This is a genomic window from Williamsia sp. DF01-3, assembly GCF_023051145.1.
Lineage (GTDB): Bacteria > Actinomycetota > Actinomycetes > Mycobacteriales > Mycobacteriaceae > Williamsia.
On the sequence record NZ_JALKFS010000005.1, the window covers coordinates 5075688 to 5098784 of the forward strand.

The 23097-nt window shown below is 67.0% G+C and carries 17 protein-coding genes and 1 pseudogene; 7 read left to right on the plus strand and 11 right to left on the minus strand.

Going from position 1 to position 23097, the window contains the following annotated elements:
* Positions 1-16: 16 nt before the first annotated feature.
* On the minus strand, positions 17-1030 hold the full coding sequence (locus MVA47_RS25705) for a DMT family transporter (protein ID WP_247210404.1): 1014 nt from the start codon (positions 1028-1030) through the stop codon (positions 17-19).
* Here MVA47_RS25705 and MVA47_RS25710 point away from each other — a divergent pair.
* The 3 genes from MVA47_RS25710 to MVA47_RS25720 are packed head-to-tail and all read left to right on the plus strand — an operon-like array spanning position 1029 to position 4629.
* Positions 1029-2417, plus strand: coding sequence for a PLP-dependent aminotransferase family protein (locus MVA47_RS25710; protein WP_247210405.1), 1389 nt, complete (start codon positions 1029-1031; stop codon positions 2415-2417). The genes MVA47_RS25705 and MVA47_RS25710 overlap by 2 nt on opposite strands.
* A 19-nt stretch (positions 2418-2436) precedes the next feature.
* Positions 2437-4158 carry a hypothetical protein gene (locus MVA47_RS25715; protein WP_247210406.1) on the plus strand — a complete coding sequence of 574 codons (1722 nt, stop codon included), beginning with the start codon at positions 2437-2439 and terminating at the stop codon, positions 4156-4158.
* Between the two features lie 3 nt (positions 4159-4161).
* The gene (locus MVA47_RS25720) at positions 4162-4629 is read left to right on the plus strand and encodes a nuclear transport factor 2 family protein (protein ID WP_247210407.1); all 468 of its coding nucleotides are present in this window, start codon (positions 4162-4164) and stop codon (positions 4627-4629) included.
* Here the strand turns inward: MVA47_RS25720 and MVA47_RS25725 are convergent.
* The gene (locus MVA47_RS25725; protein ID WP_247210408.1) at positions 4595-5812 is read right to left on the minus strand and encodes a glycosyltransferase family 4 protein; all 1218 of its coding nucleotides are present in this window, start codon (positions 5810-5812) and stop codon (positions 4595-4597) included. The two genes, MVA47_RS25720 and MVA47_RS25725, sit on opposite strands and share 35 nt — an antisense overlap.
* Positions 5813-5869: 57 nt before the next feature.
* Here MVA47_RS25725 and MVA47_RS25730 point away from each other — a divergent pair, with 57 nt between their 5' ends.
* A complete protein-coding gene (locus tag MVA47_RS25730) occupies positions 5870-6676 on the plus strand; it encodes a class I SAM-dependent methyltransferase (RefSeq protein ID WP_247210409.1) in 807 nt (268 codons plus the stop codon).
* Here MVA47_RS25730 and surE read toward each other — a convergent pair.
* The 9 genes and pseudogenes from surE to MVA47_RS25775 all read right to left on the minus strand — a co-directional run bounded on the left by surE (position 6671) and on the right by MVA47_RS25775 (position 17949).
* Positions 6671-7438 carry a 5'/3'-nucleotidase SurE gene (surE, locus tag MVA47_RS25735; protein WP_247210410.1) on the minus strand — a complete coding sequence of 256 codons (768 nt, stop codon included), beginning with the start codon at positions 7436-7438 and terminating at the stop codon, positions 6671-6673. The genes MVA47_RS25730 and surE overlap by 6 nt on opposite strands.
* Entirely contained in the window at positions 7435-8379 is a 945-nt protein-coding gene (locus MVA47_RS25740) for a PfkB family carbohydrate kinase (protein WP_247210411.1), read from the minus strand. The genes surE and MVA47_RS25740 overlap by 4 nt, the downstream gene beginning before the upstream one ends.
* A gap of 104 nt (positions 8380-8483) precedes the next feature.
* Positions 8484-11020 (minus strand): annotated as a pseudogene (locus MVA47_RS25745) (ABC transporter permease).
* Positions 11020-11802 (minus strand): ABC transporter ATP-binding protein, encoded by a 783-nt coding sequence (locus MVA47_RS25750; protein WP_247210412.1) that lies wholly within the window; start codon positions 11800-11802, stop codon positions 11020-11022. Before MVA47_RS25750 ends, MVA47_RS25745 begins: the two are co-directional and overlap by 1 nt.
* Before the next feature lie 201 nt (positions 11803-12003).
* On the minus strand, positions 12004-13098 hold the full coding sequence (locus MVA47_RS25755) for an esterase-like activity of phytase family protein (RefSeq protein ID WP_247210413.1): 1095 nt from the start codon (positions 13096-13098) through the stop codon (positions 12004-12006).
* A gap of 57 nt (positions 13099-13155) precedes the next feature.
* Complete coding sequence (locus tag MVA47_RS25760) at positions 13156-14988, minus strand: phosphoenolpyruvate carboxykinase (GTP) (RefSeq protein ID WP_247210414.1); 1833 nt, start codon at positions 14986-14988, stop codon at positions 13156-13158.
* A gap of 203 nt (positions 14989-15191) precedes the next feature.
* The gene (locus tag MVA47_RS25765) at positions 15192-15536 is read right to left on the minus strand and encodes a DUF6802 family protein (protein WP_247210415.1); all 345 of its coding nucleotides are present in this window, start codon (positions 15534-15536) and stop codon (positions 15192-15194) included.
* A 108-nt stretch (positions 15537-15644) separates the two neighbouring features.
* Positions 15645-17012 carry a hypothetical protein gene (locus MVA47_RS25770; protein WP_247210416.1) on the minus strand — a complete coding sequence of 456 codons (1368 nt, stop codon included), beginning with the start codon at positions 17010-17012 and terminating at the stop codon, positions 15645-15647.
* A gap of 94 nt (positions 17013-17106) precedes the next feature.
* Positions 17107-17949: a hypothetical protein gene (locus tag MVA47_RS25775; protein WP_247210417.1), complete on the minus strand. Its 843-nt coding sequence runs from the start codon at positions 17947-17949 to the stop codon at positions 17107-17109.
* A gap of 123 nt (positions 17950-18072) precedes the next feature.
* Here MVA47_RS25775 and trmB point away from each other — a divergent pair, with 123 nt between their 5' ends.
* The 3 genes from trmB (at position 18073) to MVA47_RS25790 (ending at position 23036) form a co-directional block, all read left to right on the plus strand.
* Positions 18073-18873, plus strand: coding sequence for a tRNA (guanosine(46)-N7)-methyltransferase TrmB (gene trmB, locus MVA47_RS25780; RefSeq protein ID WP_247210418.1), 801 nt, complete (start codon positions 18073-18075; stop codon positions 18871-18873).
* Positions 18870-19610, plus strand: coding sequence for an NYN domain-containing protein (locus MVA47_RS25785; protein WP_247210419.1), 741 nt, complete (start codon positions 18870-18872; stop codon positions 19608-19610). The genes trmB and MVA47_RS25785 overlap by 4 nt, the downstream gene beginning before the upstream one ends.
* 114 nt (positions 19611-19724) lie before the next feature.
* On the plus strand, positions 19725-23036 hold the full coding sequence (locus MVA47_RS25790) for an MMPL family transporter (protein ID WP_247210420.1): 3312 nt from the start codon (positions 19725-19727) through the stop codon (positions 23034-23036).
* The last annotated feature ends 61 nt before the right edge of the window (positions 23037-23097 follow it).

Genomic DNA, 23097 nt, shown 5'->3' on the forward strand with positions numbered 1-23097 from the left:
AGTCTCGCAGGAGCGATCAGCGGCGCAGGGAGACAGGCTCGTTCGCAACAGATGCGGCGGGCGCCGGCACAGGTGGGGCGGTGCGTGCGGCTTCGCGGAACCGCGCACGCTGCGCGATCCACACGAGCAGGCCCAGCACCACACCCACCGGGTAGATCCACCGGTCGAGGTGTTCGCCCAGCAGCAGCGCCGACCACGCGATGGTGAGCAGCGGCTGCACCTGCTGGATCTGCCCCACGCGGGCGATACCACCGCGTGCCAGCCCTCCGTACCAGGCGAAGAACCCGAGGAACTGGGAGATGACGGTGATGTAGAACATCCCGATCACCACCGGGCCGGTCAGCGAGAACGAGCCCGTCGCGGCGGTGAGCGCGCACAACGGAACCGATATCGGCAGCAGCAGCACCAGCGACCACGAGATGCTCTGCGCTCCGCCGATCCGTTTTGCCTGGGTTCCGCCGACCGCGTATCCGAACCCGGCACTGACCGTCGCGAGCACCATCCACAGGTGACCCCAGCTCAGCGCGAACCCGGACAGCGCATCAGGACTCGTCGAGACCAGGAACGCACAGAGGACGAGCACGCCGGCGCCGGTCGCGACCCAGAAGAGCCATGGCAGTCGCTCTCCGCCCAGCAACGCCGCGAATGTGGCGGTCATGGCCGGCAGCAGTCCCAGGATCACCGCACCGGTCGCCGAGTCGATCCTCTCCAGCGCCAGCGAGGAGAACAGCGGGAAACCGACGACCACACCCAGACCGGAACACAGCAAGGCGGCGAGGTCGTGCGGGGCCGGACGCTGCGCCCCGACGATCCGCACATACGCCAGCGCGAGCAGCCCGGCCAGCGCCGCCCGCCAGACCGTGACCCCCACCGCATCGATTCCGGCGACGGCGAGTTTGTTGGCGGGCAGCGAGAAACTGAAAGCCAGAACACCGAGACCACCCAGCAGCACGCCGGCATGAGCGGACGACTTTCGACGTCCGTTATCTGCTATCGCCGAAAACCGCGAACTGTTATCGTTGATCTTCATGTACAACGATAGCGGAGTATCGGTCCTGACCGAAAGTCTGCGTGCCCTGATCACTCAGAGCACGCCGGGTACCCGGCTCCCGTCGGTACGGTCGCTGCAGGAGCAGCATCGCGTCTCGCCCAACTCCGTGCAGCGGGTTCTGCGCGATCTCGCCACCGAAGGTCTCGTCGACGTCAGACCGGGTGCCGGATCCTTTGTCGCAGCCGCGGCGCCACCGCGCTCGCCGGCCGACACCTCGTGGCAGGAATCGGTACTGGGCGCCCGGATGCCGCCCGAGCTCTCCCGCACGCTCGACCTGTGGCGTGTCCCCGGGTCCGAGGTCGTCCGGCTCAAAGGCGGGTATCTCGACGACGAACTGCTGCCTCACGCCGCACTCGACGCCGCCATGACCCGGGCGATCAAACGTTCCCGGAGCTGGGGCCGCTACCCCATCGAGGGCAGTCCGGAACTGCGCCGCTGGTTCGCATCCGAGATCGACGCCATCCACGCGTCGGAGGTGATCGTGACCGCCGGCGGACAGACCGCGCTGTCGGTGGCGGTCCGCGCGCTGATCCGGCCAGGAGAGTCCGTGATCGTCGAGAGCCCCACGTACACGGGGCTCATCGCGATCGTCCGCAGTCATGGCGCCGAGGTCATTCCCGTGCCCATGGACTCCGAAGGTATCCGGACCGACCTGCTGGCCGACGCGATCGCCCGCACCGGCAGCCGGCTGCTCGTGGTGCAGCCGGCGTTCGCCAATCCGAGCGGGGTGACGCTGGCCGGACATCGCCGCAGGCAGATCATCGAACTGGCCGAACAGCATTCACTGTTCGTGATCGAAGACGATTACGCGCGGTACCTCGGCATCGACGGTGACCCACCCCCGCCGTTGACGGCACAGGATCCCAATGGCCATGTGGTGCACATCCGTTCGCTCACCAAGCCCGTCGGGCCCGGGATGCGGGTCGCCGCCCTGTGCGCTCGGGGACCCGCACTGGCGCGGCTGCGGGCGGCCAAGATGCTCGACGACTTCTACGTGGCCGGCCCCGTCCAGGAGGCCGCCGTCGAGTTCCTCAACTCCCCCGCGTGGCCCCGGCACAACCGGCAGGTGCGCCGGGCACTCGGAGAGCGCAGGGATGCCCTCCTGGGATCCCTGGGGCGGTTGATCCCACAGATCGAGGTCGCCGCGGTGCCCCGTGGCGGCATGCATCTGTGGGTGCGACTCCCGGACGGGCTCGACGATCGGGACGTGGCGGCGGCCGCTCACGCCGAAGGCGTCATGGTCGGCGAGGGAACGCCGTGGTTTCCCGCCGAATCCGACCACTCTCACCTGCGCCTGACGTTCGGGGAGACGCCGGTGCCCGTCATCGGTGAGGCCGTCTCCCGACTGGCGAAGGTGTTCCGTTAGCGCTTGTTAGGGTCCATGCATGACCCGCAGGCATTGGCTCAGCCTGTGGCTGACCAGCATCGCCCTGTCGATGGCGATCCTCGGGCCCGTCTTCGGTCCGGGATACCTGCTGATCCGTGACATGGTCAGTACTCCCCGCTCGTTCGTCACCGACTCGGCACTCGGCTTGTCCGATTCTGCGCCGCGGGCCGTGCCGCAGGACTGGCTGATCGCCGTCGCCTCCGGCGTGATCGACGGTGGAATCGTGGTCAAGGCACTGACTTTCGCGGCCATCGTGCTGGCCGGCGTCGGGTACGGCCGATTGGCTCGGCGCGTCCTGCCCGCGGCGGGGACACCCGGCATGCTGGCGGCCACGGTCACCGCCGTCTGGAATCCCTATGTGGCCGAACGCCTTCTGCAGGGCCAGTGGAGTCTTCTCGTCGGCTACGCAGCGCTCGGATGGATCCTGGTCGCCGCGGTCGACGTCCGCCGCGGTGGCGGCTGGGCTCGCTGGTCGGTGCTGACGGGCTGGCTCGCCGTCGCCGGGATCACGCCGACCGGTTCGCTACTCGCCGGACTTGTGCTGCTCGCCGGTCTGGTCATCCCGGCGCTTGCCCGGCGCGACTGGCGGATGGCGCTGACCGCGTCCGTGCTCTGGGCGGCGGCGTCCCTCCCGTGGCTGACCGCATCGTTCCTGGGTGCGGGCACCGGCACGGCTGATCCAGGATCCGTCGCGCTGTTCGCGGCCCGCGCGGAGCCGTGGCTCGGAACGGCCGGTTCGCTGCTGGGCCTCGGTGGCGTGTGGAACGCCGACGCCGTACCCGAGAGCCGGACCTCGCCGTGGGCGCTGGTGGCCACCGCCGCCCTCCTGGTTGTTGTCCTCGCCGGGCTCCCGGGACTGTGGCACCGCCGTCGCAACCCGGTGATCAGGGCAGCGGGCGGCCTTGCGGCCGGTTCGGTTGTCCTGGTCGCCCTCGCGGCCACGCCGTTCGGCATGGCGATCCTGGAATGGCTGGTCGATACGGTGCCCGGCACCGGCCTGCTGCGCGACACCCAGAAATGGATCGCCCTCGCGGTTCCGGCATACGCGCTGGCTGCCGCGTCAGCCGTCCAATCGGCCGGCCGACACGTGCCCAAGGGGTTTGCCGCCGTCGTCGCCTCCGCCCTGATCGTCGCCCCACTGCCCGACCTCGCGTGGGGTGTGGGCAACTCGCTCACCCCGATCCGCTACCCCGGCGACTGGCACGCAGTTGCCGACACCATCACGTCCGGGCATGGCGATGTGCTGGTGCTCCCGGTGGGGACCAACCGCCAGTACGCCTTCGCCGATTCGGTGTCCCTGGATCCTGCCCCGAGACTCCTGCGCGCCGACGTCCTGCAATCGGGTGAGCTGATCGTCGATGGCCTCAGTGTCGACCGACCCGATTCACGGGCCACCCGAGCCGAGGAAGCACTCCTCGCCGGATCGTCACCGCAGGCGCTCGCAGCACTGGGCGTCGGATGGGTTCTCGTCGAGGGCGATTCCGCCATCGACGCGGCCCCGCGCACCCTGGCCCAGCTCGACCTCGTCTTCGACGGTGCCGATCTGCGCGTCTATCGGGTGGACGTCGATCGTTTGCACAGTGCAATCGGCGAGCCCTCAACAGTCGAGCGGGGCTCGCTGTGGGTTGCCCATCTGGTGTGGATTGTGCTGATCGCCAATGGATTACTCGCAGCTGTGCTGAAATGGCCCCACCGAACGGCGCACCGAAAGAGGCTCTAGGCAGTGGACGAGCTCGAAACATTCACACAGATCGAAGCGATCAAACAGCTCAAATACCGATATCTCCGTGCCTTGGACACCAAGGCGTGGGAGGAGTTCGAGACCACCCTGGCCGAAGACGTCACCGGCGACTACGGCGACAGCCTGTCGTTCACCACCCGCGCCCAGCTCGTCGACTTCATGAAGTCGTCGCTCGGGGCCGCGGTGTTGACCGAGCATCGAGTCGACCACCCAGAGATCACCGTCGACGGCAACGAGGCCACGGGCCGGTGGTACCTGCAGGACCGGGTCATCGTCGCGGACTTCAACTTCATGCTCTTCGGGGCGGCGTTCTACAACGACCGCTACATCCGGACGGCAGACGGATGGAAGATCAGCGCGACCGGCTACGACCGCACCTACGAGGCCACGGTGTCACTCGAAGACATGCCGAGCTTCAAGGTGAAACCCGGTGCGGCACTCGATCTCTGACGAGCCCCGACACACGTCGCCCTGAGACCGTTTCGGCCAGAACATATTTCACCCGGGCGGCCGCCGCCGACCACGAATAGTCCCCGGCCCGTTCACGCGCCTTGTCGCCGAGTTCCCGGCACCGCGCCGGCTCATCAAGCAATTCCGCTGTGGCCGAGACCAACTCGTCGAGGTCGTCGACGAGCAGTCCGGTCACGCCGTCGACCACGGAGTCGGTGAGACCTCGAGAAGATCGATACCCGATGGTCGGCACACCATGGCCCGCGGCCTCGACAACGGCAAGTCCCCACCCCTCGGTCTGCGACGGCATCAGATGTAGCGCCGACCCGGCAAGGATGCGGTGCTTGTCGGACTCGCTGACATGCCCGTGAAAACTCACGCGCCGGTCGACACCGAGTTCGGTCGCGCGTTCACGAAGACGGGTCGACCACCAGCCGTCGCCCACCACGTCCAACGTCACGTCCGGATGGGTGGTCGCGAGCTGGGCCATCACCTCGAGCGCGTGTTCGATCTGTTTGTGCGGCACCAGCCGCGAGAGCACCACCAGCCGGCGAGGATCCGGTTCGACATCGACGTGAGGTGACGGGTCGGTGCCTGCGCGCACCACCGACACCCGCCCGGCGTCCACACCGAGCGAGACGAGATCTTCGGCCGACGGCAACGACACGGTCAGATACTGCGAATCTCGATGCACCCACGGTGACAGGCGGGATTCGATGAACCATCCGATCCGGCCCATCGCGGCGCCTGCGACCGGCCATTGGCGGCGATGGCAGTGATGCACCAGAACCACCACCGGCGCGCGCATCACCCAGCGGGCAAAGAAGGGAATGCCGTTCTGGGTGTCGATCACCACGTCGGGATCAAGCCCGGCCATCGGTCCACGGCCGAGCCGGCCGGCAACGATCGCCGCAAGCGCCCGCGGGTACACGCTGAGCCGGCCACCGCCGCGCGAGACCCGGATGCCATCACGGATCTCCGTGCGCGCCGCCCCCGGGTAGCCGGCCGTCCGCAGGGTCACGCGCACCCCGTCGCGGACGAGTTCGGCCCCGATGCGCTCGAGGTAGCGTTCGCTGCCGCCACCCTGCGGGTGGTCGGAGTCGCGCCAGCACAGCAACAGCACCTCGCGGACGGGCGCGGTGGACTCACCGTGGGCGACGTTGTCAGGTTGTTCGTTTTTCACTGCTGGCCAGGGTAGCGGCCGGATCACCACCGACGTCCGACCCGTATCGTTTCGCTGGTGAAAGACACCACCCGCCGTGCCCGTCAGCGCGCCACGGTGGTCCGTTCGGCCACCTTGCTGAACCACTTCCGGTACGAGCAGTCCGACCCCGACCGCTTCTACGGCGCCCTTGCCGATGACTCGGTGGAGTTGATCGAGGCGCTGCACCGCGGCGTCACTGGCCTCGACCCCGGCGGCCCGGCCGGCCTCGACCGCAAGGTTGTCCTTGATGTGGGAGGCGGTCCCGGCTACTTCGCCGAGGTGTTCCGGCGTCGCGGAGCCCACTACGTGTCGGTCGAACCTGACCCCGACGAGATGCATGCCGCCGGTCTCCCCCAGCAGGCCGGTGTCCGCGGGTCGGGGACTGCACTGCCGATCGCCGACGCCGTGGTGGACATCTGCTACTCGTCCAACGTCGCCGAACACGTCGCCGAGCCCTGGTCCATGGCCCGCGAGATGCTGCGGGTCACTCGCCCCGGCGGCCTCGTCCTGCTCAGCTACACCCTCTGGTACGGACCGTTCGGCGGCCACGAGATGGGTCTGACCCATTACTTCGGCGGTGCCCGGGCGGCCCGCTGGTACACCAGAAAGCACGGCCACCGGCCCAAGAACCTCTACGGCACATCGTTGTTCAAGGTCACCGCCGCCGACGGGCTGCGGTGGGCACGTTCGGTGCCGCCGAGCGAGGCGACACTGGTGGCCGCCTTTCCGCGATATCTCCCGGGGCGGCTGTGGTGGGTGATGAAGGTGCCACTGATCCGGGAAGTACTGGGCACCAACTTGGTGCTCCTGCTCCGTAAGGCCGACCCGACCAATCCGCTATAGGACAAGCCCGTCGAGGTCGGTGTCCGGGGCCTCGATCGGCGGGACCCGGAGGGCGGTCACCGTCGCCCACCCGTCCGCGATGAGGGCGGCATCTGAACCCGGCGGGCTGTCGTCCTGCTCCTGGGCACGGATCTCATCGAAGGTCACCGCCACCGACTCCTCATCTCGTTCCCCGATCCGGGCCTGCACGGCCCCGAACGGTGCAAGCGATGCCCGCCGCAGCCCCTTCAGATCCGCTCTGGCCAGATCGGGGATGTTGACGTTGAGCACCGAACCGGGCTGGGCCTTGTCGACCACCCACGCTGCTGCGACACGCGCGACCTCGGCCGCGCAGTCCCAATCGCGGGGCTCGGTGGCGTCCACCGACACCGCCAACGTCGCAGCGCCGTGGGCGGCAGCGGTGAACGCCGCACCGACCGTCCCCGAGTGCAAGATCGCGTGTCCGGTGTTGGGCCCGTGATTGATCCCGGAGAACACCAGATCCGGAGGTGACCCGAAAGCTCCATCGCACGCGACAAAAGCGATGAGGGCAGGCGACGCGTCCACGGCGTAAGCCGTCACGTCGGGCAACTCGGTCAGGTCGGTGGCTCGCATCCGCAAGCGACCGCCGTCTTCGATGGCACTGAGCGACGCGCTCGCGCCGCTGCGTTCCCGGTCGGGCGCGGCGACCACCACGTCGAGACCCAGGTCAGTCGCAACCCGCGCGAGCACGTGAATCCCGGCGCGGTCGATACCGTCGTCGTTGGTGATCAGCACCTTCACGAGGTGCCCTTTCCGGGGCGGTCCACCTTGCGGACCTCGGCTCGTTCGGCCAACTTCCGGACCACCTCGCCGTGGCCCGTCGCCAGCCCTCGCCGGGTCACCGTTGCCGCACCCGCCGCGACCGCCAGCCGCAGTCCCGACTCGAGGGACTCACCCTGCGCGGTCGACACGGCCAGCGCAGCGGTCATCGAGTCGCCGGCACCCCGATGATCGACCGATTGGGCGGGCGGCGCGATGGCCTCCCAGAACTGGCCGTCCTCCCAGGCCAACGTGGATTCCTCACCTCGGGAGATCACCACCACCCTGGCGCCCTTTTCTCCGAGTTCCTCCATCGCGGTGGCGAGATCCGCAGGCTTCTCCGACTTCGCGAACCCGTCCTCGACGAGATCTTCGTGACTCACCTTGAGGATGTCGAGGCCACCTTCGAGCGCGCTCTGCAAGGTCGGGCCGGACAGGTCGGCCACCACCGGGATCCCGTTGGCCGTCAGATCTGCAGCCAGGCGTCCGTAGGTCTCGTCCGGGATCACTCCGTCCTCATGGGGGCCGCCGAGTGCCGCGACGCCCGAGGTGAGACCCTCGGCAAGGCAGTTGCTGAAGAGGTCGTCCACCTCGTGCCGGGTGAGCACTTGCGGACGCACACTCACCACTTCGAGGCGGTTGCCGCTGCGCCGGTCGTGGACGTACGAGCCGTTCTCGCCGCCCATCGCGACGCCTCGCACCGCGACGCCCTCACCTTCGATGAGCGGGCGCAGTATCTTTCCGGCCTCGCCGCCGAACACCCCACACAGCGTGGTGTTCAGGCCGAGCGTCTCCATCATCCGGGCGATCCAGAAGCCCTGCCCTCCGGCGTGGACGTGCAGCTCCGCAGCGTCGCTGGCGTCGGCCTCGATGGTGACCGTCAGCAAAGGTGTCGGGGCGAAAACCAGACCATGTGTACTCATGATGTCCTCCTCGCGCCCCGCTTACCCGCTCGCGCCGACCGGAAAACGGACAAAACCCCCGCGCCGTGATCGGCGCGGGGGTTTTGCGTATGCGGTGTCGCGGACTAGTTGTCGATCGCATCCAGCGGTTTGGTCTTCGCCGCCCGTGAGGCCGGCCATAGGGCCGCCAGCACTCCGACAACGGCCGCACCGACCAGCGTGACGACGATCAGACTCCACGGCAACACCGGAGCACCCAGACCCCAGTACTTCAGGGTGCGTACCAAAGCCCAGCCGAATGCCACGCCCAGCACCACACCGAGCAGCGCACCGAAGATCGCGATCAACAGCGACTCGACGTAGATTGTCCGCCGTAGTTGAGCGCGGGCCATCCCGATCGCCCGCAACATCCCGATCTCACGTTTACGTTCGATCACCGACAGGGCGAGCGTGTTGACGATGCCCAGGACTGCGATCACCAACGCCAGTCCGAGCATTCCGTAGAGGACGCTCAGCATCTGGTCGATTTGCGATGACTGCTCGCCCTTGAACTCGGCAGGCGTGCGGATCTTCACCGTCAGGTAGTCGGCGGTGACATCTTCGACCCGGTCGCTCACCTCGTCGACGTTGGCGCCCGGCACCGTCTTGATGGCGGCGAAGACCTCTTGCCGCAGCGGTGACGGGATCAGCTTCTCGTAGGCATCCGAGCCCATCGCCCACGGATCGATCAGCGGGTTGTCCTTGAAGATGCCGGTCACCCTCACCGGGACCACCGTGCCGTCGTAGTTCGTGAACTCGATCGTCTCGCCGACGTCCCAGCCCTTCTCCTTCGACGTGCGTTCGCCGACGATCATGCCGTCCGGTTCGATCGTTCGCGGTCCTTCGACCATCTCGTACGGGGTGACCGAGTACATGTCACCGTCGGGCGAGTACCCGAAGACACCCTGACCATCGACCTCGGCCTGGATGCCCCCGAAGCCGACAACCGATTCGACACCGTCGATCTCGGCGATGGCCTCCACCACCAGGGGCGAGAACCCGCTGCCCTGATCGCCGGACACCAGCAGATTCGCCGTCAGTCCGGTGTCGATCGCATCGTCGATCGTGCCCTTGAATGTCGAACCGAGAGTGCCGATCACCGCAACCAGCATCAAACCGAGTGTCAACGCGAAAGCTGTTGCGGCAGTACGCCTCGGATTGCGGACAGCGTTGGTACGCGCAAGCTGACCGATCTTGCCGAAGGGCCTAGCCAGCACCGCGCCGAGCGCGGTGACCGCCGGACGCGACAACGCAGGCGCGGCGAACACCACCGCGAAGATCATCACCAGGGCACCGAGTCCGACGATGCTCGCAGCTCCGGACCCCTCACCGGAGGTACCGATCGCCAGCAGCGCCAATGCGATGACCGCCAGCACGATGCCTGCGATGGTGCGCACCTTGAGTGACGCCTGACCATCGGTGAGGCTCTCGCGCATCGCCTCCACGGGCGACACCTTCGACGCCCGCCTGGCGGCGCATACGCACTGACCATCGTCACCACGATGCCCACCAACAGACAGGCGATGATCGCCGACGGACCGACCTGGAGCGACGCGGTGGGCAGTCCCGTCGAGGACGTCACGGCGCGTAGCACCGCCGCGATCCCGATGCCGGTGACCAGTCCGACCAGCGCGCCGATCAGGCCGACGACAAACGCCTCGAGGAGCACCGAACGGGTGACCTGTTTGCGACTGGCCCCGATCGCCCTGAGCAGGGCCAACTCTCGCACCCGCTGGGCCACGATCATCGAGAAGGTGTTGTAGATGATGAACGTGCCGACGATGAGCCCGATCGCGGCGAACGCCAGCAGGATGTAGTTGAAGACGTCGAGGAACTGGTTGATCGAGTCCTTCTCGTCCTGACGCACCTGGTCGCCGGTGCGCAGCTTGTAGTCGTCGCCGATCAGACCTGCGACACGTTCCTTCAACTGCTCGGGACTGACACCCGGCACCGCCTGCAGGTCGATCGCCTGCGAATGCGAGCCGTCGGTGAACAGGTCTTTGGCAGTCTCCTCCTGGAACTGGATACTGGTGAATCCGCTGGTGGCGCCCGGCACGTCGAGGATGCCGACCACCGTCACCTCCATCGGCGCCCCGCTGCCACGGCCCACCGCCACCTTGGTGGTCGACCCGAGCTTCAGGTCGGCCTCGTCGGCGGACGAATCGTTGAGAGCGATCTCGTTGGGGGCAGCCGGAGCACGGCCGTCGATGAGATTGCTCTCGGTGTCGGACAGCCGTTGGTCCGGCGACTGGAAGGCACTGCCCACACTGGGCGCGCCGCCCGTCTGCAACGCCTTGCCGTCGGCCTTGGCGATGGTGGCCGGACCGCTGTACTGCGGCAACACCTTCGCCACTCCGAGCTCGGCCTTGTTGTCCTCGATCTGGGTGAGGACCGAATCGGGCACACCCGACGAATTGGAGTCCTCCGGTGAGATCTGGGTGTCCACACCGAGTGCGACCTTGTCGAAGATCCCGTCGAAGGCGCTGGACACGGTCGCGGTGAAGATCATCGAACCGGCGACAAAAGCGGTACCCAACACGACCGACAGAACAGTCAGGACAAGGCGAAGCTTATGCGCGCCAAGGTTTCTCAGTGAGACCCTGCGCATCGCATTCGACGCCATCACAGTTCCTTGGGAGCGCGCGAGAAGCCTCCGGTCGACGGGGTCTCGTCGAGGTTCTTCATGTACTCGAAGATCTCGTCTGCATCGGGATTGCGGAGTTCCTGCACGATCTGACCGTCGGCGAGGAAGACCACCCGGTCGGCATAGCTCGCCGCACGGGGGTCGTGGGTGACGATCACAACGGTCTGGCCGAACTCGTCGACCGCGGCGCGAAGAATGCTGAGCACCTCGCCCGAAGACCGGGAGTCGAGGTTGCCGGTCGGCTCGTCACCGAAGATGATCTCGGGTTGCCCGACCAGCGCCCGCGCACACGCCACTCGCTGCTGCTGGCCACCGGACAGCTCGCTGGGACGATGGCCCAGGCGATCGGCGATACCGAGACGCCCGATCACGGTGTCGAACCATTGCTGATCGGGTTTGCGGCCGGCGATGTCGAGCGGCAGCGTGATGTTCTCCCGAGCCGTCAGGGTCGGCACCAGGTTGAAGGACTGGAACACGAAGCCGATCCGGTCACGGCGCAGGAGCGTCATCTGCTTGTCGGAGAGATCGGTCAGATTGGTGTCGCCGATGCTCACCGTTCCGCTGGTCGCGGTGTCGAGTCCGGCGAGGCAGTGCATCAACGTGGACTTGCCGGACCCGGACGGGCCCATGATGGCCGTGAACTCACCTCGGACGAACTCCGCGGTGACACCCGCCAATGCATGCACCTGGGTGTCTCCGGATCCGTAGATCTTCTTCAGATCGGTCGCGCGGGCCGCAACTGCGGTGGGTGGGGCGGTCATGTCTGGCCTTTCTCATTCTCGGTCAGTTAATGCACGATGCCTGGCTACCGGCAGTACAAATACTGACTGCCATGCCATCGCCGAATCATCGGGGACCACCCTGATCTTTCCCCTACATCCCGCCGACGAATCGGCCGTGAGGATGATTTGGCCCCCTCGCAGTAGTACCGCAGAGTGAGGTCGCGGTCCAGCGAATACAGGTCAGCGAGGGAATTGCACGGCCATCACGTGCAGCTTGTTGGGTACGGCAGGCGAGTTGAAGCCGTTGTCGGACACGGCGAGAAGAGCGCGCCGATTGTTCGACAGTCTCGGCCCCCACGCCAGACCTTCGACGTTGCCCGGCCTCAGATTCGTCAAGCTGCTCAGGTTGTAGACCAAGTGCTTCGGCATTGCCTTCTCGCTCCCCGCCAGGGCGGCTTTACCCGTGACCCGGTCGGCGCCGTTGGTGGTCGTCCAGAAGATCTTGATGTCGTAGGAGTTGCGAGCGGGATCGTAACCGCGTTCGAGCACCAGGAAGTCGGTCTTGTTGACGGCCAACACCTCCGAGACACCCTTGAACGCCCGGCCCGACGAACCCGGGGCAAGCGGGTCGGTGCGATAGACGAACTCGCCGCTCACACTGCCGTTGCCACGTAGTTGCAGCAGCCGCGAGCTGGTGCCTGCGGACAGGCTGGGCCGTGGGCCGTCCTGGGCGAGTGAGTTCTCGGTGATGGTGCTGATGAGGCCGCCCTCGCTCACCGCCAGGGATTCCAGACCCAGGTGCCCCCGCAGCCCACTGCCCTTCTTGGGGACATACGCGGCGGGGAGCGCGAAGTCCCGCTGATGGAGCCCTGGGGCCGAGACCATCCGGATGAACGGCTCGGGCCCATCACTGGCGACGATCAACGAGTCGCCGTAGTGCCTGATGGCCTCGAACTCGTAGCCGGAGCCGGGCAGCATCGGGATGTTGTTCGGCCCCAGCACCACACCACCGCCGACCAGCGCGGGGGCGCCGACCGACATGCCGTCGCGGTTGAGTGGAACGCTGACGTCGTAGTAACGGGTGGGTCCATTGGCGCCGGTGTCGTCGGTGATCACCGAGTAGTTGCCACGACCGTCACCGTCGATGCCGGAGATGCCCCCGAAGCGGGCGGGCGCCGGGATCCAGTCGAACGGCAGGTTTGTCGTCGACAGGAACTTCGCGGACACCACAGGTGCTGCCGCAGCGTTCACGGGTGCAATCAGACCCGCTGCCAGCGTGGCCGCGACAACTCCTGTGGCCGTTGCCAATACACCGCGCAGCTTCGCTCGCCTCATGAGCGGGACGCTACCGGTGCGGCCTCGCCTGCGCGCGTTCAGAAGTGACTTGAAGGATCAAGAATCGGCGCCGAGCCGGTGCTTGAGCGCCTCGAACTCGTCCCGGATGCCCGACGGCAGCTTCTCGCCGACGAAGTCGAACCATTCCTCGATGGACGGGATTTCACCGCGCCACTCATCGGGGTTCACCGCGAGCGCTTCGGCGACGTCGGCTTCGGAGACGTCCAAGCCGTCGAGGTCCAGCGCTTCGGGCGTCGCCACGATTCCGATGGGGGTCTCGACACCGCTGGTCTTGCCCTCGATGCGTTCGACGATCCACTTCAGCACGCGGCTGTTCTCACCGAATCCTGGCCACAGGAAGCGCTTGTCGTCGCCGCGACGGAACCAGTTGACGTAGAACACCTTCGGCAACTTGGACTCGTCGGCGTTCTTGCCGAGGTCGATCCAGTGGTTGAGGTAGTCGCCGACGTTGTAGCCGAGGAACGGCAGCATCGCCATGGGGTCGCGGCGGATGGCACCGACGGTGCCCTCGGCTGCTGCGGTCTGCTCCGAGCCGACGGTGGCGCCCATGAACACGCCGTGCTGCCAGCTGCGGGCCTCGGTCACCAACGGGATGGTGGTCTTGCGCCGGCCGCCGAACAGGATCGCCGAGATCGGCACACCCTGCGGGTCATCCCACTCGGGCGCCATGATCGGGCACTGGCTCATCGGGGTGCAGTACCGCGAGTTCGGGTGCGCTGCCTGTGTATCCGAGTCCGGGGTCCAGTCGTTCCCGCGCCAGTCGATGAGGTGCTGGGGGTCGCCTTCGAGGCCCTCCCACCAGACATCCTTGTCGTCGGTGAGCGCGACGTTGGTGTAGATGGTGTTACCCGCCTCCATGGTCTTCATGGCGTTGGGGTTGGAGCTGTAGTTGGTACCGGGCGCGACACCGAAGAAGCCGAACTCCGGGTTGACCGCGTACAGACGGCCGTCTTCGCCGAACCGCATCCAGGCGATGTCGTCACCGAGGGTCTCGGCACGCCACCCGGGGATGGTGGGCTGGATCATCGCGAGGTTGGTCTTGCCACAGGCGCTCGGGAACGCCGCGGCGATGTAGTACGCCTTGTCCTCCGGGCTGATCAGCTTGAGGATGAGCATGTGCTCTGCGAGCCAGCCCTCGTCGTGGGCCATGGCCGACGCGATGCGCAGCGAGTAGCACTTCTTGCCCAGGAGCGCGTTACCGCCGTAACCCGAACCGTACGACCAGATCTCGCGGTCTTCCGGGAAGTGGGTAATGTACTTGGTCTCGTTGCACGGCCACGGCACGTCTTCCTGGCCGGCCTCGAGTGGGGCGCCCAGTGAGTGCAACGCCTTGACGAAGAAGCGGTCCTCGCCCAGCGCCGCGACGACCTCGGGGCCGACCCGGGTCATCACACGCATCGACAGCACGACGTATTCGGAGTCGGTGATCTCGACGCCCAGCTTGGGGTCGTCGGAGCCGATCGGTCCCATGCAGAACGGGATGACATACATGGTGCGGCCGCGCATGCTGCCGCGGTAGAGCTCGGTCATCGTCGCGCGCATCTCGGTCGGATCGACCCAGTTGTTCGTGGGACCGGCGTCGATCTCGTTCTTCGAGCAGATGTAGGTGCGTGATTCCACGCGTGCGACATCAGCGGGGTCGGAGTTGGCCAGGAACGAGTTGGGCTTCCTCTTCTCGTCCAGCTTGGTCATGGTCCCGGCGGCGACGAGCTGGGTGGTGAGGCGATCCCACTCGTCGTCAGAGCCGTCAGACCAGACAACCCGCTCCGGTTCGGTGAGTTCTGCGACTTCTCGCACCCAGGCCAACAGTTCGGCGTGCGACGTCGGCGCGCTGTCGGGATCCAAACCGGGAATGGTTGCTGAAGTCATGTGTCATCTCTCCTACCGGTGACCGACGGGCGCAGGAACCGCATGGGCTCATCGTCTGCGCCGGTCAGCCCCTCCGTGGCGGCCTTTTATTCAGATTACTTCGGGCGTACCCGCTGGCATCAATCGGGGCGTGTATCAGGGCACATCTCACCGTGTGAGTGACGAACATTGTAGTCGGCCCCACAACGCGCTGACCAGCCGAACTATCTGAGACGACCGACGTCGGTGGCCGTCCATTCCCCCGTCGCGGGGTCCAGCCGATGCGAGCTGTAACCGCCGTCGCCACGCACCTCTGTGATCAGATCCACCTGACCGTCACGATCACTATCGGTGTACACGGTCAAACCAGCTGGTCCTGGCCTCGTGAGCGAATCCGCGATCCCGTCGGCGTCGGTGTCGATGTCGGCGGGCCCGAGATCCCAGACCCTGTCGTTCTCGACGATCCAGAGGTTGTCGTAGATACCGTCGATGGGCGGCGCCGAGGCCGGATGAACAAACACCGGCTCATTCTGGTCGTCGCCGCATCCGGCAAGGAAGTCGTTGTCCATACCGTGCACCCACCCGCCCGTCGAAGAAGAAGTGTCCCGGTGGGTTGGACGCGGAACACGTCGGCACGGTTCCCGCCCACCGAGGGTCGAGCGAGAGGTCGAGTCAGATCAGTGTCCGATCGCCTCGAGGAGGGGGTCGAGTCGGTCCCGGGCGTCGGCCGCAGCTGCAAGTTTCGCGAGGTCGCCGTTGCGACGGCCGACCGCCGCCTGCCGCACCCGCCTGATCTCGCGGTCAACTTCGGCGATCCGGGAGACCGCTGCCTGCGACCGCCTCTCGTAGTGGCGGGTGAGTCTGCCGCCGATGACCGACTCGGCACTCGAGACCTGCCGCATGATCTCCTGCTCGATCTGTGACCGCACATCACCCACCGCGTCGTGCGCCCATGTCGCCATCGCCGCCCGTCGGGTCGACAGCCGGCGTATGCGGACCATCCCCACCGCGATCACGACCCCGAGGACAAGCGTCAGCGGCATCGAGATCCACTGCAAGGTGTCGACCGACGCCATCGGGGTGACCACCAGACGGCCGAGACCCAGACCTGCCGAGGCCCCGAACACCACGAGCAACGCCTCTTCGGCTCCCCGGCGCGGCACCGGCAGGGCGGGAACGGTCACCGTCTCGTAGGAACGGGCCGGCGCGGCGGGGGCCGCGTCCTCCAGCCCGAGCATCGTGCGCGCCTGCAAGCCGTCGATCTCGTCGTCGAGCCGGTGGAGGATGCCGGTGCGGACCTCTGTCAGCTCTGCCTCGAGCCACTGCACGAACGACGTTTCCCCGGAACGGTTGAGGCGCGCGGCAGCTGCTGTCGCCCCCGCGTCGACGGCTCGCGTCGTCGAATTGAGTGCGCTCGTCACGTCACCGCGGATCTGGCCGGCACCGGCGCGCAAAGCAGCCAACCGGTCCATCCGGCCGCGGTCGCGGGTCCCGGCGAGCACTGCCCGTTCGTCCAACAATGCGGCGGCCGGGTCCGAGCCATGGTCGACAGTGGCCAGGTCGTCGACAAACGCTTCGAGAGTGCGATCAGCGGCCACAGTCGCCAACCGTTCGCGGCGATCAGTGGGGTGAAGTTGCTCGTGCAGCCAGCCCGTCAGCGCCTCGAACCCTGAGCCGGTGTGATGACCGGCCACCGCGGCCGCGGCCGACACGGCGAAGATCGGCAGTCGTCCGTGCGGGTCGAGTAGCTGTCGATTGGCCTTGAGCAACGTGGGCCAATCCCAGAAGGCATCGATCTTGTTGCAGACCAGCGCGACGATCGGTGCGGTGGCGGTCAGGGCTCGCAGCAGCTTGACCTCCGGTTCCCCCACCCCTGAAGAGGGATCCACGATCAGCAGGGCGATGGCCGCGCCGCCTTTTCTGTGGACATCACCGTCCAGCCGATCCACCTGATCCGGCCCGGACCACTCGGAGGCCTTGATGCCTGCGGCATCCAACGCCGCGGCGATCGAGGTGACCCCGACGCGGCCGAGCCCTGCGACCATCACCACATCGGAATCGACCTGGCCGATAGACGAACGGTCAGCTCCGAGACACCGGCCACCACGGCCCGCATCTCACGCAAGTCCGCGGTCGTGGTCATGTGAGCGCTCCGGACAGCATGGACCCGGACAGGATGTGTTCGATCTCGTCCCGCAGGATTCCCTGGGCCGCGATGATCTCGAGTTCATCGACCACCCGTCCGACACGTCTTTGCTCGGCAAGGGACGCGAACTCCGTCAACGGATCGGCCAGGGCGTCGAGTCCACTGCGCTGGTGGAGCCGGGCGGCGAGTTCCTCTGCGGTCAGGGGCCCGCCTCTCAGCAGGGCCAGCGCACTGGCGATGCCGTACGCATCGAGCCTGCGCAGCAACGACAGCCGTTGCAGGCGCTGGTGCGGCCCGCCCGCGTCGAGGAACTCGGCCTGCATCGGCGGCACCTGCTCACCTGCCGCGGCCATGGCGGCCATGAAGTCGATGTCGTCCATCCGCAGATCCGGTACCGCCAGCAACGGCATCACCGGCACCACCGCCCGGCCCAACGATGCAGTGCATTGCGCTGCGCGGTCACGAGCCGCCGGCCACGACCCCAGCGAGTCCGCTTTTCCGAGAACCACCAGGCTTCGACGGGGATCGAGGTCGGCGATCGCGGCGACGTCGTCCGGCCGGGGCCAGCCCGAGAGCACGTGAAGCCATGCGTCGGCATCGTCCGCGTCGTCGCCGGGTCCGATCGGGCTGACATCGTAGGACTGCCTCAGCGCACGGGCCACGGTGTCGCGGCCGGTACCGAATCGGCCCACCACGGCCACCCGCAGCGGACCCTGGAGATCGTCGACCGCGCGGCGCAACGCGACAGCCCCCGGCAAGTGGTCGCATAGAGCGTGCAGCCGGTCCATCAATTCGCCGATCCGAGATTCCGCGACCCCATCTTCGTGCCGATACATGCGATTCCTCCCCCGAAGAGCCTTGCCACCTGGTCGGACGCGCATTCGCCGTGCCCGGTTCCGCCTCGGCGCGACACGGCTTGATCGCGGTTTGGTAAACCCCTGCTGTCACATCGGTGAGTAATGCGGGACTATGGCCGGGTGACTAGCCCAAACCCGAAGGCCCAACGCAGTGTGTTGCCGGCGCCGGACGAGCGGTCGGCTCCGGACGACAAGGCCGAGATCGACGCGGCCCGCCGTGAACGCGCGCGTCTCTACCCTCGGGTGACCAGCTTCCGGTCGCGCCGCGGCAGTCTCACGCCCGCTCAGCAGGACAACTGGGAGCGGCTGTGGCCTTCGGTGGGTCGAGAGGTCAGCGAGAACGACCGAATCGATGCCGAGGCCTGGTTCGGGCGTAAAGCACCCCTGATCCTCGAGATCGGCTGCGGAACGGGCACCTCGACCGCCGCGATGGCGGCCGAAGAGCCCGACATCAACGTGATCGCCGTCGACGTTTACCGGCCAGGGATCGCACAACTCCTCGGGATGATCGGCCGGGAGAACCTCACCAACATCCGGGTCATCCGAGGTGACGCCGTGATCGTGCTGGGGCACATGATCGCGCCCGCCTCGCTGACCGGCGTCCGGGTGTTCTTCCCCGATCCGTGGCCCAAAGCGCGGCATCACAAGCGGCGTCTGCTGCAGCCGGGCACCATCGAGCTGATCGCCGAGGTGCTGCGTGACAACGGTGCGCTGCACATCGCCACCGACCATGCCGACTACGCCCACTCGATCGCGGAGGTACTCGGCAGTCAGTCCCTGCTGGTGCCGGCCGAGACCGCCGTGCCCTTCTCCACGGCCCGGCCGGTCACGAAGTTCGAGGGCCGCGCCGAACGCGAAGGCCGCCCGGTCACTGAGTTCGTTCTCACAAGGATCCCACGATGAGTCCTGCATCCTATTCGGACGAGCCCGCCGGCACACCCGACAACTCGGTCGCCCACACCATTTCGGGGGCCAGCCAGGAAGCCCGGGTGCTGCTGATCTGGGACGCGCCGAACCTCGACATGGGTCTCGGGTCGATCCTCGGTGGCAGGCCCACCGCAGCTCACCGGCCCAGGTTCGACGCCCTGGGACGCTGGCTGCTGGGTCGTACAGCCGACATCTCCGCGTCCACCACGCCGTCGGCCGACGGCGCCGCAGGTGGCCGCAGGAGCTTCGCCGCGGTCCCCGAGGCAACCGTCTTCACCAACATCGCCCCTGGTACGGCCGAAGTCGTGCGCCCCTGGGTCGAGGCGTTGCGTAATGTTGGTTTCGCTGTTTTCGCCAAGCCCAAAGTGGACGAAGACAGTGACGTGGATTCGGACATGCTCGACCACATCGAGATGCGCAGGCACACTGTGGGGCTGGCGGGTCTGATCGTCGCCTCGGCGGACGGGCAGGCCTTCCGCGAGCTTCTCGAGGACGTCGCCGCCGATGGGGTTCCGGTGCAGGTGCTCGGATTCCGCGAGCACGCAGCGTGGGCACTGACGTCGGAGAGTTTGGAGTTTGTAGATCTAGAAGACATTCCAGGTGTGTTCCGGGAGCCTCTGCCCCGGATCAGTCTGGACTCGTTGCCCGAAGAAGGCGCGTGGCTGGCTCCGTTCCGGCCGTTGTCGGCACTGCTGTCCGGCCGCCCCACCTGAGAGTGACGAGCGAGCTGTGACATCGACGCACGGTCGGCGACGTCACGGACGTCCCCCGCGCGACCACTCTCAACCAGCGAGTGACGAACTAGCAAGTACGGAAAGGAACCTGCGGTGTTTGGTGCCATAGGCAACTTCGTGTACCGGCTGCGCTTTGTGGTCATCGCGGTCATGGTTGCCCTGATGGCCGGGCTCGGCCTCTACGGGCTCGACCTCAACAAGCATCTGAGTCAGTCCGGATGGTTCGACCCGGGCTCCCCCTCGGTCGAGGGCTCGCAGCTGCGCGACGAGGTACTCGGCCGCGACCACAAGTCGGACGTCATCATGCTGGTGACGCCGCCGGCGGGCACCAAGGTCGACGACCCCGCGTTCGCCACCAAGGTCGAGCGAATCGTCGAAGACCTGATCGCACAGCACGGTGACGTCGTGGACCGCACCGACCCCGGCATCGTGGACCCGTTCAAACCGGCCGCGAACGACTTCGACAAGGCCACCCAGGCGCAGGTGCAGGCACGACTCTTCGATGCCTCCCGCGAACACGGGTTCGTTAGCATCGGTGTCCGAGGTGACGACGACACCACCATCTTGAACAACTACAAGAAGATCGAGTCCTTCTTCGACGACCTCCCCGAGAAGTACGACCTACCCGGCACCACCATCGAGATGGCCGGGCTGCAGCCCGTGGCCGGCGCGATGTCGGCGGGGATGGACGAAGACATCAAGCGCGCCGAGATCATCGCGCTGCCGCTGGTCGCCGTCATGTTGTTCTTCATCTTCGGCGGTGTCATCGCCGCCTGTCTGCCCGTGGTGATCGGTGGCCTGACCATCGCAGGCTCGCTGGGCATCATGAAGCTGCTCACCCACGTCACCGAACTCAACATCTTCGCCCAATCGGTGGTGACACTCATCGGGCTGGGTATCGCCATCGACTACGGATTGTTCATCGTCAGCCGGTTCCGCGAGGAGCTGGCCGAGGGATACACCACCAAGGACGCGGTGCGCCGGACCGTCATGACGGCCGGTCAGACCGTGGTGTTCTCCGCGACCATCATCGTCGCCGCGCTTGCGTGCCTGCTGCTGTTCCCGCAGGGCTTCCTCAAATCGGTGGCTTACGGCGCGATCGCGTCGGTCAGTCTCGCGGCCATCTGCTCGATCACCGTGCTCGCGGCGATCCTGGCCATCCTCGGCCCACGCATCGACATGTGGGGCTTCTCGTTCCTGCGCCGCACCAAGACCAAGAAAGAGGTCGAGGACAGTTTCTGGGGCCGCCTTGCCGGATGGGTGATGCGCCACCCGCTCAAGACAGCGATCCCGGTCGTGCTCTTGCTTCTCGCGTTGGTCATCCCGTTCGCCAACATCCAGTTCGGTGGCATCACCGAGAAGTACCTGCCGCCGAACAACGACAACCGCATCGCGCAGCAGAACTTCGACAAGTTCTTCCCGACCGAGCGCACCGAAGAGATCAAGCTCGTCATCGAGTACAACCCGGAGAGCAGCGACGACGCGGCCAAGCTGCAGACCATCGCCGACGAGGCCAACAAGATCCCCGGTTTCACCAAGGAATTCACCCTCGACGGCGCACAGGCCGAGGGCAACGTCGTCGAGTTGGCTGCCGGTCTCATCGACCAGAACACCGCAGGTGAAGCGGTCAAGGAATTGCGTGACATAGACACGCAGGGCCTCAACATGTACGTCGCGGGAACCCCTGCCCTGACGCAGGATTCGATCAACGCGCTCCTCGACGACCTACCCCTGATGGTCGCGCTGCTGATCCTGGTGACGAGCCTGCTCATGTTCCTGGCGTTCGGCTCTGTGGTGTTGCCCATCAAGGCGGCACTCGTCTCGGCGCTGGGACTCGGGTCGACCCTGGGCATCTTGACCTGGATCTTCATCGACGGTCACGGGTCGTCGATCGCCAACTTCACGCCGGGCCCGCTGATGTCTGCGGTCCTGGTCCTGATCATCGCCATCATCTACGGCCTGTCCACCGACTACGAGGTGTTCCTTCTCTCCCGGATGGTCGAGGAACGGCAGAAGGGCGCGAGCACCACCGACGCAATCCGTCGCGGCACCGCGCACACCGGCCGGATCATCACCGCGGCCGCGGCCATCCTGGTGGTGGTCACCGGCGCGTTCGGGCTGTCCGAGATCGTGATGATGAAGTACATCGCGTACGGCATGATCGCCGCGCTGATCCTCGACGCCACCATCATCCGCATGCTGCTGGTGCCGGCCATCATGAAGCTGCTCGGCGACGACTGCTGGTGGGCCCCGCAGTGGATGAAGGCGATCCAGGAGAAGATCGGTCTGGGCGAGACCATCCTCGACGACGAGAACGACCCGGGTCGTGCGGCGCGAGCTGTACGCGGGGCCCGCAGCGCCGGCACCGTGGTCGCCGAGGCACCCACGTCGGCGATGCGGATGCAACCTGCCACGGACGGTCGTCGACCGGTTCCGGCTGGTGCCCCCGCAGCGCGTCCCTCCGGTCCGATCGGACGGCCCCCGGCTCCGAGGCCTTCCGGCCCCATCTCCCGTCCGACGCCGAATCGGGCTGTGCCACAGCAGAATTCCGAACCGCAGCCACGCGCCACACCGGTTCCCGCGATGGGTGGCGTCCGCAAGCCGTCGTCGTGGACCGACAGCACGTCCGATGCCGGTTCCCGGCCGGCCGACACCAACGGACGGATCGGCCAGGTCCGCAGGCCCGACCCGACCCGACCAGGGCAGTCCCAACAGGCCGGTCGACCCAGCGAACCTCCGGTGGGCGGCGTCGTCCGCCGGGCACCGAGCAGGCCCGCCCCTGATTCGGACCCGGTTGCGCCGCGCACACCCAATCGCGAGAACGCCCGCCGCAACCGTCCGGACACCGGCGGTTGGAGTCTCGGCGCCGGCGGGATCCGCCTGGGTGACCCCGTTCCGGCGAACGGCACCCCCGGGCCGTCCGAGAACGGCTCTGAGCAGCATCGCCAACCCGGCCGACCACCGCGTCCTCAGCCGATCCGTTCCGATCGCATCGGACCGCAGCAGGACCCTCGCCCGGCCGAACCGCGGCCCAGTGGTCCACCGGTGTCGAGTCCGCGCGGCGTGCCCGCGGGCCGGCAGGACGGCGCGGGCCGATCCGACGGCGACCCGAGCAGCCCACTGCGCCGACGGCCCGACCTGGGTCCGGCAACCCCGGCAGGCCAGCCGTTGATCGCCTCGCTCAACCCAGAGCAGTCGCCGCAGCGCCCGCAGAATTCCGGGCCGGCACCGACACCTCCGTCGCCACGGCCGACGCCACCGGCACCGGAACCGGCGCCGGCGCCGGATGAGGACGACTCGTCGAGCGGGCGCCGACGCGTCCGCGGTGCCGGCGACGGCCAGATCAGCGTGCGAGATCTGTTGCGCCGCCGCACCGATGGCCCCGGGTCCGAGTCCGACAACTGACCTGCCCGTACGAAGGTGACCGCCACCGATTCGGTGGCGGTCACCTTTTGTGCGCGTTGCT